The sequence below is a fragment of the Streptomyces sp. NPDC017095 genome, assembly GCF_044332325.1.
Classification (GTDB): Bacteria; Actinomycetota; Actinomycetes; order Streptomycetales; family Streptomycetaceae; genus Streptomyces.
The window spans coordinates 455,964-469,601 of sequence record NZ_JBIROU010000002.1; the positions used below are offsets into that span (position 1 = coordinate 455,964).

The window sequence follows — 13,638 nt, forward strand, 5'->3', positions numbered from 1 at the left end:
CCGCCCCCGGGGCCCTGCGCCCGCTTCCGCTCATGAGCCTTGCCCGCTCGCTCGTCGACGTACGGCCGCTGCGCGCCTCCCCCGTCTTCCGGCGGCTGCTGATCGGGCGGACCGTGTCCGTGCTCGGCGGGTTCATGACCATGGTGACGGTCATGTACCAGGTGTGGGACATGACCCACAGCACGGCCTGGACCGGCGCGGTCGGGTTCGCCAACGCGCTGCCGCTGGTGGTGTTCGGACTGTTCGCCGGGGCGTGGGCGGACCGGGCCGACCGGCGGCGGCTGTTCCTGATGGCCACCGTCGGCCAGGCGGTCTGCTCGCTGGCGCTCGCGGTGCAGGGGTTCACCGGGCACGTCCCGGTGGCCGGTGTGCTGCTGCTGGTCGCCGCGCAGTCCACGTTCGGCGCGCTCGGCGCCCCGGCCGCCGGGGTGTTCCTGCCGCGCCTGCTCCCGCGGGACCAGGTGGCCGCCGGGCTGGCGCTGCAACAGGTGACCGCGCAGTCGATGATGCTGCTCGGGCCCGCGCTGGCCGGGGTGCTGCTGGGCTGGTTCGGCATCGGCGTCTGCTATCTGCTGGACGCGCTGAGCTTCGGTCTCGCCTTCTACGGCGCCTTCGGGCTGCCCGCGCTGCCGCCGGAGGGCGAGCCGTCCCGGGCGGGGCTGCGCGGCGCGCTGGACGGGCTGCGGTTCCTGGCCGGGCACCGGGTGGTGCGCGGCGCGCTGATCACCGACCTGGCCGCCACCGTGCTGTCGTTCCCGGTGAGCCTGTTCCCGCTGGTCAACGCCGAGCGGTTCGGCGGCGATCCGCGCACCCTCGGGCTGTTCCTGTCGGCGCTCGCGGTGGGCGGTGTCCTGGCGACCGGCCTGTCCGGTGCGCTGACCCGGCTGGGCCGGCCGGGCCCGGTGATGCTGTGCGCGTCCGCCGCCTGGGGCGCGGCCCTGGTCCTGTTCGGCCTGTCCACCAGTGCCTGGGCCGGTCTTGCGCTACTGGTGGTGGCCGGGGCGGCGGACGCCACGGCGGTGGTCTCGCGCTCCACGATCGTGCAGACCCGCACCCCGGACGCGCTGCTCGGCCGGGTCACGGCGGCGGAGCACATCGTCGGACAGGCGGGCCCGAGCCTGGGCAATGTGCGCGGCGGGCTGCTGGCCGGCTGGACGTCGGGCGTGACCGCGCTGGTGAGCGGCGGGGTGCTGTGTCTGCTGGCGGTGGCCTCGGTGGCCGCGACGACACCCGGGCTGCGGGAACGGGAGACCGCCGCCGGGGAGCGGGAGACCGCCGCCGGGGAGCCCGCCGGACCGTGAGCGGCGCGGAGGCCGGCCGGGCACCGGCCCGCGCGGTGTGCGCGGTGGCGGGCCGGACGCGCGCCTGGTGAATGCGCCGCCCGTGGCCCCTTCCTGGTTACTGTGCATTCCCTTGACGGAAAGAAACTTCCCGGATATTGGTGATTCCTCGGAAGTTTCCTTCAGCGGTTCTCCTCTGGAAGGAGCGCACGTGCACGACACCAGCACGGGAAGCGACACCGGCACAGGAAGCGACACCGGCTCAGGAAGCACCGGACACACCGCGCGGCCCTCCAGACGCGCCGTCCTCGCCGCGAGCGCGGGCCTCACCGCCGCGCTGACCGTACCGGCGAGCGCGCACGCCGCCGCCCACGGCGTCCCCGGCGAACGCGCGCTGCGCGGTCTGGTCTCCCGCATGACGCTGGAGGAGAAGGTCGGCCAGCTCTTCGTGATGCGGGTCTACGGCCACTCCGCCACCGCTCCCGACCAGGCCGACGTCGACGCCAACCTGACCGAGATCGGCGTCCGCACCGCCGCCGAGCTGATCGCGAAGTACCGGGTCGGCGGCATCATCTACTTCACCTGGGCGCACAACACCCGTGACCCACGGCAGATCGCCGCGCTCTCCAACGGCATCCAGCGGGCCTCGCTGGACCAGCCGCGCGGGCTGCCGGTGCTCATCGCCACCGACCAGGAGCACGGCGCGGTGTGCCGGATCGGCAGGCCCGCCACCCTCTTCCCGGGCGCGATGGCGCTCGGCGCGGGCGGCTCCCGCTCCGACGCCCGGACGCTCGGCCGGATCTCCGGTGCCGAACTGCGCGCGCTGGGCGTCAACCAGGACTACGCGCCCGACGCCGACGTGAACGTCAACCCGGCCAACCCGGTCATCGGCGTGCGCTCCTTCGGCGCCGACCCGGACGCGGTCGCCGCGCTGGTCGCCGCCGAGGTGAAGGGCTATCAGTCGGCCGGGGTCGCGGCGACCGCCAAGCACTTCCCGGGCCACGGGGACACCGCCGTCGACAGCCACTACGGCTTCCCGGTCATCACGCACAGCCGGCGGCTGTGGGAGGAGCTGGACGCCGTGCCCTTCCGGGCCGCGATCGCGGCCGGGATCGACTCCGTCATGACCGCGCACATCCAGTTCCCGGCCCTGGACGACTCGGGCGACCCGGCCACGCTCTCCCGGCCGATCGTCACCGGCATCCTGCGCGGCGAACTCGGCTACGACGGTGTCGTGATCACCGACTCGCTCGGCATGCAGGGCGTGCGCACCAAGTACGGCGACGACCGGGTGCCGGTGCTGGCGCTCCGGGCCGGTGTGGACCAGTTGCTCAACCCGCCCTCGCTGGACGTGGCGTGGCACGCGGTGCTGACGGCCGTGCGGGAGGGCGAGCTGACCGAGGAACGGCTGGACGCATCGGTCCTGCGCATCCTGCGGCTGAAGGCCCGGCGCGGCCTGTTCGACCGGCCCTGGGCCGATCCGGCGGGCGTCGGCCGCGCGGTGGGCACCAGGTCCCATCTGGCCGCCGCCGGCCGTATCGCCGACCGGACCACCACCCTGCTGGTCAACGAGGACGGCACCCTGCCCTTCGACCGCCGCCGGGAACCCCGGCTCCTGGTCGTCGGCGCCGATCCGGCCTCCCCGTCCGGGACCACCGGCCCGCCCACCGGCGTCCTGGCCGCCGCCCTCACCGAACTGGGCTTCGCCGCCACGGCCCTGTCCACCGGCACGGCGCCCTCCGCCGCGACCGTCGACCGGGCGGTCACGGCGGCGCGGGACGCGGACGCGGTGGTCGTGGCCACCTACAACGTGACGGCGGGCAGCTCCCAGCGGACCCTGGTGGACCGTCTGCTGGCGACCGGCAGACCGGTCGCCGTGGTGGCGGTCCGCAACCCGTACGACATCGCGCACCTGCCCGCCGTCCGGGCCTTCCTGGCCGCGTACGGCTGGACGGACGTCGAGCTGCGCGCCGCCGCACGGGTCGTCGCCGGCCGGGTGGCACCGCGCGGGAAGCTGCCGGTGCCGGTACAGCGGGCGGACGACCCGGCGCGGGTGCTGTACCCGGTCGGGTACGGGCTCACGTACTGACTCAGGGCCGCAGCGCGGGCTCCCGCTCGGCGTCCCGGACGTCCAGCCGCGTGTCGTACCGGGCCAGCGGTTTGGCCTGGGCGACCGTGGCCGGCGGCAGGCCCGCCCAGTCCAGGATGCGGGCCGTGGCCAGGCGCCGCTGGTCCGCGACCAGGCCCGCCACGTTCGCTCCGTGGTTCATGCCGGGCGCGGTCAGGACGTAGGAGTCACGGGCGCCGGCGCCCGTCCGGAAGCGTTCCGAGCCCCACGGGTCGTTCTGGCCGTAGACGAAGAGCATGTGCGTGGCGTGGTGACGCACCCAGGTGTCCACGTCCCGCATCGCCGCCGGCCGGAAGCGCATCGGGATGGAGCGCGGCACGTACTGGCGCGGCGGCTGGTAGCCGTAGCGGATCAGGCGCCGTTCGATGTGCGGGAAGTGGATGGTGGGCGCGCCCAGCTGGGTGCCGGCCTGGTAGTAGTACGGGAGGTACGGCTCCAGGCCCTGGTCGGTGTAGGCGGAGAAGCCGGAGATGGTGTCGACCGAGGTCCAGATCGCCTCGTCGCTCGCCGTGGCCGCGTCCGCCGGGACGGTGTCGCAGTCCTTGAGCAGGCTGTACTGCCAGAAACCCCACACGTAGTCCAGGACGACCGCCTCGTACGCCCGGTCCAGGCCGCCGATGGTGTCGAAGGTGTAGCCCTTCTCGGCGGCGTACGCGGCGTACCTCTTCTCCAGCGGCCCGCGGCGCACCAGGGCCTCGCGCTGTACGGCGTTCAGCCGGTCCCGGCACTCCTTGGTGCCGACCCGGGCGAAGAACCGGTCGTAGGCGGAGTCCTCGTTGTTCACCACGTCGTTCGGGGCGACGTAGGCGACGACGCCGTCCATGTCCCGGGGGTAGAAGCGCTCGTAGTAGGTGGCCGTCATGCCGCCCTTGGAGCCGCCGGTGGCCAGCCAGTTGGCGGAGTAGATCCCCTTCAGCGCCTGGAACACGCGGTGCTGGTCGGCGGCCGCCTGCCAGATGTCCAGCGTGGACCAGTCGGCCGGGTCGGGGCGGGAGGGGGTGAAGAAGCGGTACTCCAGGGAGACCTGGTTGCCGTCCACGATCTGGGTGGGCTCGCGGCGCGAGGGGGTGGTGGAGACGTTGTAGCCGCCGGTGTAGAAGACGGTGGGGCGGCTGGTGTCCTTGTGCAGCACGGTGATCCGCTGCCGGAAGGTGCCCCGGTCCGGGTGGCGGTGGTCGACGGGCTGGGTGTATTCGAGCACGAAGTAGCGGTAGCCGGGGTACGGCTTCTCCTGGACCAGGCTCATGCCGGGTATCGACAGCAGCCGGTCCTTGATGTCGGTGGGCTCCGCGGCGGTGGCCGCGCCGGCCGTCGTGCCCAGGGTGCCGATGAGCACCGTGAGCGCGAGCAGCCATCCGAGCGCCTTGCGCATGCGCACTCTCCCCTGTGAGACAGATGTGCGCCGGAAACTATCCCAGCAACTGCCGTCCCACCAGAGGGCTTTGCCGGACCGGCCCCGGAACGGCGCCCGGCGGCTCAGCGGCTCAGCGGCTCAGCGGCTCAGCACAGGATCCAGCCCGAGCTGACCGAGTAGGCGCCCACCGCGCCCTTGACCCAGACGCAGCGGTGGCCGGCCTGCACGGTCACCGGGCCGGCATGGTGCGTGTAGCGGCCCTTGTCGACGACCGGCCGGTTGCCGCGGGCCTGCACGCTGACCGACATGGTCCGCACGGGGCCGGGGTGCCGGGCGACGGTGACGGCGCAGACGTAGCCGTCCCGCTTGTAGACGTGGGTGACGCCGGTCTTGAACGGCAGCGTCCGCACCTCTCTCCCGCCGCAGGCCCCGGACGCGGCCTGGGCGGTCCCCGTCGCCGTCAGCGCGAGCGCGCCGGACGCGGCCAGCACGGCCGCGCCGAGTGCCAGCCGCCGGCGTATCGCACCACTGTCCACTCTCGTCCTCCCCGTACCCGGTCACACACTCCCCCGTGCCCGTACTGATGTACGGACGCACGGGGGTACCGGATGGTTGCACGGCCGCCGGCCGTCCGGCCCGCCGGCCACGGCCTCAGCGGGCCGCGCCGACCGGCTCCTCCGGTTCGGACTGCCCGACGAAGGTCCGCCACAGCTCGGCGTACCGGCCGTCGCGGGCCAGCAGTTCCTCGTGGGTGCCGTCCTCGGCGACCCGGCCGCGGTCCATCACCACCACCCGGTCGGCGCGCGCCGCCGTGGTCAGCCGGTGCGCGACCACCAGCGTGGTACGACGGCCCGCCAGCCGGTCGGTGGCCTGGTTGACCTGCGCCTCGGTGGCCAGGTCCAGCGCGGCCGTGGCCTCGTCCAGCAGCAGGACGTCCGGGTCGACCAGCTCGGCGCGGGCGAGCGCGATCAGCTGGCGCTGGCCCGCCGAGAGGTTCCGGCCGCGTTCGGCGACCTCGTGCAGATAGCCGCCCGGGAGCCGGGCGATCATCTCGTGCGCGCCGACCGCCCGGGCCGCCGCCTCCACCTCGGCGTCGGTGGCGTCGGGGCGGCCGTAGGCGATGGCGTCCCGGACCGTGCCCGGGAAGAGGTACGCCTCCTGCGGCACGACCCCGAGCCGGTGCCGGTAGGCGGTCAGGTCCAGGGCGCGCAGGTCGGTGCCGTCGGCCGTGACCCGTCCGGCGGTCGGGTCGTAGAACCGCGCGACCAGCTTGACCAGCGTCGACTTGCCGGCGCCCGTCTCGCCGACGAAGGCCACCGTCTGCCCGGCCGGAATCCTGAGATCGACGCCCGACAGAGCCTCCTCCTCGTCGCCGTACGCGAAGTGCACGTCCTCGAAGACGATCTCGCCGCGCAGGGAGAGCACGTCGAGCGGCGCGTCGGCGGACTCGGTGGAGGCCGGCTCGCGCAGCAGCTCCTGGATGCGGCCCAGCGAGACCGTGGCCTGCTGGTAGCCGTCGAAGACCTGGGAGAGCTGCTGGACGGGCGCGAAGAACAGGTCGATGTAGAGCAGGTAGGCGACCAGGGCGCCCGTGGTGAGCGTGGCCGCCTCCACCCGGCCCGCGCCCGCGATCAGCACGGCCGCCGCGGCGACCGAGGACAGCAGCTGCACGAACGGGAAGTAGACCGAGATCAGCCGCTGGCCGCGGACGCGGGCGCGCCGGTAGCCGTCGCTGCGCTCGGCGAACCGCCGCGCGCCGTCCCGCTCCCGCCCGAAGGCCTGCACGATCCGCAGCCCGGCCACGGTCTCCTGGAGGTCGGCGTTGACCGCGGAGACGCGCTCGCGGGCCAGCTCGTACGCCTTCACGCTGGCCCGGCGGAAGAAGAAGGTGGCCACGACCAGCGGCGGCAGGGTCGCGAAGACGACCAGCGCGAGCCGGAGGTCGAGCACCAGCAGCGCGACCATGATGCCGAAGAAGGTGACGACCGAGACGAACGCCGTGACCAGGCCGGTCTGGAGGAAGGTCGACAGGGCGTCGATGTCCGTCGTCATCCGCGTCATGATCCGGCCGGTCAGCTCGCGCTCGTAGTAGTCCAGGCCGAGCCGCTGGAGCTGGGCGAAGATCTTCAGCCGCAGCGCGTACAGCACGCGTTCGCCGGTACGGCCGGTCTTCCGGATCTCGCCGGTCTGCGCGGCCCACTGCGCCAGCACGGTCAGCAGGGCGAGCAGCGAGGCCGACCACACCGCGCCGGTGGCCGCCTTCGTCACACCGGAGTCGATGCCGTGCCGGATCAGCACCGGCAGCAGCAGACCGGTGCCCGCGTCCACGGCGACCAGCAGCAGGCTGACGAGCAGGGGACGCCCGAAGCCGCGCAGCAGCCGGCGCAGGCCGTAGGACTCCTCGGGCAGGACCGCGCGGCCCTCGTCGATGTCCGGGGTGTCGGTGGCCGGCGGCAGCGCGTCGACCTGGGCGAGGAGGTCCGGGGTGGCCGGGGTGCCGGCCAGGGCCGGGTCCCTGGGGGTGCGGTCGCCGGTCCACAGCCGGGGCGTGACGCCGCGCTCGGCGTCGTACTCGGCGTCCAGCTCCTCGCGGACGGAGGTGTCCTCGGCGGGCGCGGCCGGGCGGACGGGGCCCGGGGAGGCGCCGCCCAGCTCGTCCGGGTCGGTGAGCAGCCGGCGGTAGAGGGCCGAGCGCTCCTGGAGCTCCTCGTGGGTGCCGAGGTCGGCGAGCCGGCCGCCGTCGAGTACGGCGATGCGGTCGGCGAGGTTCAGGGTGGAGCGGCGGTGGGCGATGAGCAGGGTGGTGCGGCCCCGCATCACCTGCTTCAGCGCCTCGTGTATCTCGTGCTCGACGCGGGCGTCCACGGCCGAGGTGGCGTCGTCCAGGACCAGCAGGCGCGGGTCGGTGAGCAGGGCGCGGGCGAGCGCGACACGCTGGCGCTGGCCGCCGGAGAGGGTGAGGCCGTGCTCGCCGACCTTGGTGTCGTAGCCGTCGGGCAGCTCTCGGATGAAACGATCCGCCTGGGCGGCGCGGGCGGCGGCCTCGATCTCCTCCATGGTGGCGTCCGGGCGGCCGTAGGCGATGTTGGCGCGGAGGGTGTCGGAGAAGAGAAACGAATCTTCGGGGACGAGTCCGATCGCGGCCCGCAGCGAGTCCAGGGTCAGCTCGCGGACGTCGTGGCCGCCGATCAGGACGGCGCCGTGGGTGACGTCGTAGAAGCGCGGCAGCAGCAGCGCGAGGGTGGACTTCCCGGAACCGGAGGAACCGACGACGGCGAGGGTCTCGCCCGGCCGGATCTCGAAGCCGAGCCCGTCCAGGACCGGGCGCCCGTCCTCGTAGCCGAAGGTCACGTCGTCGAACTCGACGGACGCGGGCGCGTCGGCGGGCAGGGTCTTCGTGCCGTCCGCCAGGGACGGTTCGGTGTCGATCAGCTCCAGCACCCGCCCGGTGCCGGCCCGGGCCTGCTGGCCGACCGTGAGCACCATCGCGAGCATGCGGACCGGGCCGACGAGCTGGGCCAGGTAGGTGGAGAAGGCCACGAAGGTGCCGAGCGTGATGTGCCCGCGCACCGCCAGCCAGCCGCCGAGGGCCAGCATGGCGACCTGGCCGAGCGCCGGGACGGCCTGGAGCGCCGGGGTGTACCTGCTGTTGAGGCGGATGGTGCGCAGGCGGCCCGCGAACAGCCGGCGGCCGACCTCGCGGAGCTTGTTCGTCTCCTGCTCCTCCTGCCCGAAGCCCTTCACCACGCGCACGCCGCTCACCGCGCCGTCGACCACACCGGCCACGGCTGCGGCCTGCGCCTGGGCGTACCAGGTGGCCGGGTGCAGCCGGGTGCGGCTGCGCCGGGCGATCCAGCCGAGGGCGGGCGCGACGGCCAGCGCGACCAGGGTCAGCGGCAGCGACAGCCACGCCATGATCACCAGGGACATCAGGAAGAGCAGGACGTTCCCGATGGTCATCGGGAGCATGAAGAGCAGGCCCTGGATCAGCTGGAGGTCGCTGGTGGCCCGGCCGACGACCTGCCCGGTGGACAGCTCGTCCTGGCGGCGGCCGTCCAGCCGGGTGATCGTGCCGTACATCGCGGTCCGCAGGTCGTGCTGGACGTCCAGGGCGAGCCGGCCGCCGTAGAAGCGGCGGACGTAGGTGAGGGCGTAGACGAGGACGGCGGCGCCGACCAGGGCACCGGCCCAGGGGCCCATGCGGCGGCTGTGGTCGCCGATCACGTCGTCGAGGATCACCTTGGTGATCAGCGGGACGACCGCCATGACGGCCATGCCGGCGAGGGAGGAGCCGAGGGCGAGGACGACGTCCTTCGGATACCGCCAGGCGTACCCCGCCAGCCGCCGTGCCCATCCCCGTTGCGCTGCCACGCGGGTGCCTCCCTGTCGACCTGGTCTACCGGAAGGCACCAACGCCGGCGGATGCGGATTTCATCCCTCCGCAACAATTGCGCCGGCCGCGGTCGGAGGCGGACCGCAGGAAGCAGACCTGGTCGTCTGGGCCGGGTCCTGGTTGCCGTCGCTCACCACGGCGGCCTTCGGGCGGCCCTCGCCGTCACGGCCGGTGACCGTCGGCGGGCGACGCTCGGGGCGCCTGCGGGTGGCGCATCTGCCGCTGCGGCTCCGTCGGGCGACGCTCGGGGCGCCTGCCGCTGGCGGACCCGTCGCCGCGGCTCCTCGGCCGGCGACGGCCCGCACGACACCAAGGGGTCGTGCAAGCCGTCGTACCAACGGGCCGTCGTGACGCGGGTCCCCGCGGTCACCGGCCGGCTGCGGTGACCGCGGGGGCCTTCGCTCAGGTCAGACGCCGAGTTCGCGGGCCGCCCGGGCGGTGCCTTCGACGCGGGCCCTGATCTTGGCGAAGGCGGTGTCGCGGGAGGTGGAGGTGTCGTCGGCGAAGGGGGAGAAACCGCAGTCGTCGCAGGTGCCCAGGCGGTCCGGCGGCAGGTGACGGACGGCGGCCAGGACCCGGTCGCGCACCTCCTCGGGCGTTTCGATCCGCGGGTCGATCGGGTCGATGACGCCGATGAACACGTGCGCGCGGTCGGGGAGGTGCTCGGCGAGCACGGCGAGGACCCGGTCCGGGTCCCGCTCGCCGGCGAGCTGGACGTAGAAGGCGCCGGCCTCCAGCTTCAGGAGCGCCGGCAGCAGCAGCGCGTAGTCGACGTCCAGGCTGTGGGTGGAGTCCTGGTCGCCGCCGGGGCAGGTGTGGATGCCGATCCTGGTCTGTTCGGTGGCGGAGAAGCGTGCCAGGACCCGGTTGTTGAGGGCGATGAACTGTTCCAGCAGGCTTCCGCTCGGGTCGATCTTCAGCGCGAGACGGGCCTCGGTGAAGTCGATCTGGACGCGGTGGGCTCCGGCGTCCAGGCACCGGCGGATGTCCGTCTCGGCCTCGTTGGTGAGGTCGTCGAGGAAGGCTTCGCGGGGGTAGCCGTCGATGCCGTCGGGCGGGTAGAGGAGGCTGAGCGCGGAGGGCGCGATGACGGCCTGCTTCACCGGGGAGGCCGCGTGCCGGAGCGCCGCTTCGAGGTAGCGGTCGGCGTACACGCCGTAGCGCAGGGGTCCGGCCGTCAGACGGGGCAGCCGCCGATGGTGTCCGTCGGCGAACGGGATGACCACGCCGTCGGGCGCGAGGTGCTTCAGACCGGTCAGGGGGTAGGTGGCGAAGCTGGGCTTGGCCTGTTCGCCGTCGGTGACGACCGGGGAGCCGAGCTCCTCCAGACGGCGGACGGTGTCGCCCACCGCGCGGTCCTGGGCGGCGGCGAGGTCGTCGTCGCCGATCCGGCCCGCGGCGTGGTCCGCCATGGCGGCGAGCAGCTCGGCGGGCCGGGGGAGACTGCCGATCGGTTCGGTGGGGATGCCCGCCGAGGCCCCGCTCACGGCAGGATCTCCAGCTGCGCCTCACCACCGCTGCCCCGCAGCCCGGACAGCAGGCAGGCGGTGGGCAGCTCGCTGGGGAGCGCGGCAACGATCCGGTGCGCCGACAGCCCCGCACCGCGGCCCTCGACGACCCGGCCCGACAGCCTGACCACGAGGACGCCGGCGACCCGGATGCTGGTGCTGCTGTCGTACACGATCGAGGACCGTTTCCCGTCGGCGTAGCGGACGACCTCCTCCAGGCGCGGGCTGTTCACCGTGACGCAGGACGCCCCGGGCGAGGTCCCTTCCATAAGGCCGGTGGCCGGCACCGTCCGGCCGGGGGCGATCCCGCAGGTGTAGCTCGCCTGGGTCCGGACGTGGGTCTGCTGGGGCAACAGGCCCAGGGGCGGATCGTAGGTGCTGGTGCTGGGGCCCGTGCACACCACGCCCTCCGTACGCACGGGCTCATGGGCCTGGCCGGCCGGGGCCCACACCACCGTCGAGCCCACCAGGGCCAGGGAACCGACTGCCACCGCAGTGCTGTGTCTGCCGAACATCCACCCTCCACGGATTGCGATCTTCCACAAAGGCTGCTTCTACCCACGCCCGTATCTGCCGGCGCCGGCTCCTTGAAGCACGCCACCCGCGCGCGACGCGCGGCACGCGTGCGAAGACGCCTCCGCGCCCCCCGGATGGCGTCTTGATCGGCAGGCGGAGGGAGAGGACAACCAATGCGTCATGCGGTGCGCTCACACCCGACGCCACGACGGAAGGAACCACGATGAACCAGACAGCCGCGCAGCAGCTCGTCTTCGCCATGCTGGACGCGGACGGCGACGGCATCGTCTCCCGGGAGGAGTACCTGGCGCGCACCACGAACGTGGCGCGTGCCATGGGGCTGGACCAGGACGACCCGGCCGTCGTCACCGCGCGCACCCTCGGCGAGCGCGCCTGGGAGTCGATGGACGCCGACGGCGACGGGAGGCTGGCCTTCGACCAGTACACGGCATGGGCCGGCGCCGAAGCGTTCGACACCGTCTGCGCGCCCGTGCTCGGCGCGCTCTTCGACCTCGCCGACACCGACCACGACGGCGCCCTCGGCCTCGCCGAGTTCACCGCCCTGCGCACCGCGTTGAACAACCCGGCCGCCAACGCGGAAGCGGCGTTCACGGCCCTGGACGCCGACGGTGACGGCCGCGTCGGCCGCGACGACTACATCGCGTCCATCCGCGCCCACGTCACCGGCGACGGCTCCCCCATGGGCAGCGCCCTGTACAGCGCGGCGGGGGCGGAGAGGCTGCCGGCGTAGGGCCCTCGTACGCCGTCCGCCGTCCGCCGTCTTGCCGGGCGCGTCGGAGACGCGGTCGAGGACGACGTGTGGGGAGCGGCACGGCGGGCCGGGGCGGTGGCGGGCCCGGAGGCGGCGGGTCCGGCGGCGGTCGGGCAGTCGACCGCCGCCGGGCCGGCGGCGAGGCCGGCGAGTACGGTGCTCAGGCACCTGGCCGCCCCCTGGGAGCGGCCGGTGGCGTGCGGGAAGCCGCCTCGTGAAGGGTCAGCCCCGCGGCGCGGCGACGAACGCCTCGCGCGGCTCGCTGGTCGGGGTGTAGCGGGTGACGCCGGAGGTGGCGGGCACCAGGTCCTTGTGGATCGCCTTGGCCACGTTCTGGATGGTGGTCACGCCGTAGTTCATGGTGGCGTTGTCCTGCGTGAGCACGCTGATCATGTAGTCGTGGCCGGCGCCCTTGAAGGTGCCCAGGCTGTGCACCCGCCAGCCGTGCGTGGAGCGCTGGAGCCAGCCGTTCTTGACGTGCACGGAGACGGAGGACGGGGCGCCGGCCGGGGTGCCCCAGCGCTGCGAGGAGACGACCTGGCCCATCAGCTTCAGGATGTAGGCGCGGGAGTTGTCGCTGAGCACGCTGTTCTTGGCGGTGATCAGCTTCAGCAGCTTCTGCTCGTCGTTGACGTTCTCCTGGGTCAGACCCCAGTAACCGCCCGTGCCCGGCACGGTCTTGGTCATCTTGGCGGCCGTCAGGAAGCCCTTGATCTTCGTCAGGCCCAGCTGCTTCCACAGCTTGCTGGTCGCGTTGTTGTCGGACTGGGTGATCATGGCCTTGGCGAGCGACTGCTCGGTGCTCGTCAGGTACCGGTTGTGCTTCTTGGCGTCCCACAGCAGCGTGGCGAGCACGGTGACCTTGACGGTGCTGGCCGAGTCGTAGGCGCTGGTGGCCCGGAGGGTGCAGGTGGTGCCGGTGCTGCGGTCGTACAGGCCGACCGCGACGGTGCCCTTGCGGTTCGCCAGGGCGGCCGTGATGTCCTTCTTCAGCTTGGTGGCCAGGCCCGCCTTGGCGGACGTACAGGCCACGGCCGGTGTCGCCGCGGCGGCCGGGGTGGCGGCGGCGACGGCCGGTATGAGCAGCGCGGCGCTGACGGTGGCGGCCAGCGCGCCGGTCCGGCCGGAGATCCGGTGAGTCATGGAAAAGTCCCCTTGGAGGTTCGTACGGGCGTCCCCCTGAACGCCGTTGAGCGCACCCGTGCGCTACAAGAGGTGACTCACCAGAGGCTTCGATAGTTGCACGCGCGTTCGAGAAACGGGAGTTGCCCGGGGAACGCGCGACTGCGGTACGGCGCCGGAGCGGCCCGGCTCACGCCTCGAAGTCGTACTCCAGCACGTAGGCCGACGCGTCCAGCACCATCTCGTTGACCTCGACCGCGAGTCCCTGGGCGTCCAGTTCCCGGTCCCCGATGTCGGTGGACCAGACGGACCGCCCCTCGGCCCACCCCTCCCGCGCGAGCCGCTCGATGCCCCGGCGGCGGATAGGCCGGAAGTCCCGCACGAACACCCCGGCCCCCTTGCGGGCTTCGGCGATGCGCTGGTGTTCGGGCTGCCGCTCAGATTCCCGGCTGCTCATCCCCGCCCCTCCTTCGCTCACCTCTGGTCATCCCTCGTCCGGCCGTCGCCGAAACGGGCGGTGGCCGGACGAGCAGGGCCGCTGCCCGGCCCTCGCCGGTGCGCTCGC

At 73.4% G+C, this 13,638-nt stretch carries 10 protein-coding genes; 3 read left to right on the top strand and 7 right to left on the bottom strand.

What is annotated here, in order from left to right; all coding sequences use genetic code 11:
• Positions 1–32 precede the first annotated feature (32 nt).
• Together ACH4OA_RS05060 and ACH4OA_RS05065 are read left to right on the top strand one after the other, a co-directional pair.
• On the top strand, positions 33–1,301 hold the full coding sequence (locus tag ACH4OA_RS05060; RefSeq protein WP_397967678.1) for an MFS transporter: 1,269 nt from the start codon (positions 33–35) through the stop codon (positions 1,299–1,301).
• Between the two features lie 190 nt (positions 1,302–1,491).
• Positions 1,492–3,369, top strand: coding sequence for a glycoside hydrolase family 3 protein (locus tag ACH4OA_RS05065; protein ID WP_397939695.1), 1,878 nt, complete (start codon positions 1,492–1,494; stop codon positions 3,367–3,369).
• A 1-nt stretch (position 3,370) separates the two neighbouring features.
• Here the strand turns inward: ACH4OA_RS05065 and ACH4OA_RS05070 are convergent, their stop codons facing one another.
• The 5 genes from ACH4OA_RS05070 to ACH4OA_RS05090 all read right to left on the bottom strand — a co-directional run bounded on the left by ACH4OA_RS05070 (position 3,371) and on the right by ACH4OA_RS05090 (position 11,154).
• The gene (locus ACH4OA_RS05070) at positions 3,371–4,780 is read right to left on the bottom strand and encodes a S28 family serine protease (protein ID WP_397967680.1); all 1,410 of its coding nucleotides are present in this window, start codon (positions 4,778–4,780) and stop codon (positions 3,371–3,373) included.
• A 128-nt stretch (positions 4,781–4,908) separates the two neighbouring features.
• On the bottom strand, positions 4,909–5,298 hold the full coding sequence (locus ACH4OA_RS05075; protein WP_397967682.1) for a hypothetical protein: 390 nt from the start codon (positions 5,296–5,298) through the stop codon (positions 4,909–4,911).
• Positions 5,299–5,413: 115 nt separating this feature from the next.
• On the bottom strand, positions 5,414–9,133 hold the full coding sequence (locus ACH4OA_RS05080; RefSeq protein WP_397967684.1) for an ABC transporter ATP-binding protein: 3,720 nt from the start codon (positions 9,131–9,133) through the stop codon (positions 5,414–5,416).
• A 429-nt stretch (positions 9,134–9,562) separates the two neighbouring features.
• Entirely contained in the window at positions 9,563–10,642 is a 1,080-nt protein-coding gene (locus tag ACH4OA_RS05085; protein ID WP_397967686.1) for a cobalamin-independent methionine synthase II family protein, read from the bottom strand.
• A complete protein-coding gene (locus ACH4OA_RS05090; protein WP_397967688.1) occupies positions 10,639–11,154 on the bottom strand; it encodes a hypothetical protein in 516 nt (171 codons plus the stop codon). Before ACH4OA_RS05090 ends, ACH4OA_RS05085 begins: the two co-directional genes overlap by 4 nt.
• A gap of 248 nt (positions 11,155–11,402) precedes the next feature.
• Between ACH4OA_RS05090 and ACH4OA_RS05095 the strand changes: the two genes are divergently transcribed.
• A complete protein-coding gene (locus ACH4OA_RS05095) occupies positions 11,403–11,930 on the top strand; it encodes an EF-hand domain-containing protein (RefSeq protein ID WP_397967689.1) in 528 nt (175 codons plus the stop codon).
• Between the two features lie 243 nt (positions 11,931–12,173).
• Here ACH4OA_RS05095 and ACH4OA_RS05100 read toward each other — a convergent pair whose 3' ends face one another.
• Both ACH4OA_RS05100 and ACH4OA_RS05105 read right to left on the bottom strand, forming a co-directional pair.
• Positions 12,174–13,094, bottom strand: a complete 921-nt coding sequence (locus tag ACH4OA_RS05100; protein ID WP_397967690.1) for a serine hydrolase — start codon at positions 13,092–13,094, stop codon at positions 12,174–12,176.
• Positions 13,095–13,263: 169 nt separating this feature from the next.
• Positions 13,264–13,530: a hypothetical protein gene (locus ACH4OA_RS05105; protein WP_397967693.1), complete on the bottom strand. Its 267-nt coding sequence runs from the start codon at positions 13,528–13,530 to the stop codon at positions 13,264–13,266.
• Positions 13,531–13,638: the final 108 nt, after the last annotated feature.

Coding starts and splice junctions, on each gene's coding strand:
- ACH4OA_RS05105 (WP_397967693.1), bottom strand. CDS start 13,530: ATGAGCAGCCGGGAATCTGAGCGGCAGCCCGAACACCAGCGCATCGCC.
- ACH4OA_RS05095 (WP_397967689.1), top strand. CDS start 11,403: ATGAACCAGACAGCCGCGCAGCAGCTCGTCTTCGCCATGCTGGACGCG.
- ACH4OA_RS05060 (WP_397967678.1), top strand. CDS start 33: ATGAGCCTTGCCCGCTCGCTCGTCGACGTACGGCCGCTGCGCGCCTCC.
- ACH4OA_RS05100 (WP_397967690.1), bottom strand. CDS start 13,094: ATGACTCACCGGATCTCCGGCCGGACCGGCGCGCTGGCCGCCACCGTC.
- ACH4OA_RS05070 (WP_397967680.1), bottom strand. CDS start 4,780: ATGCGCAAGGCGCTCGGATGGCTGCTCGCGCTCACGGTGCTCATCGGC.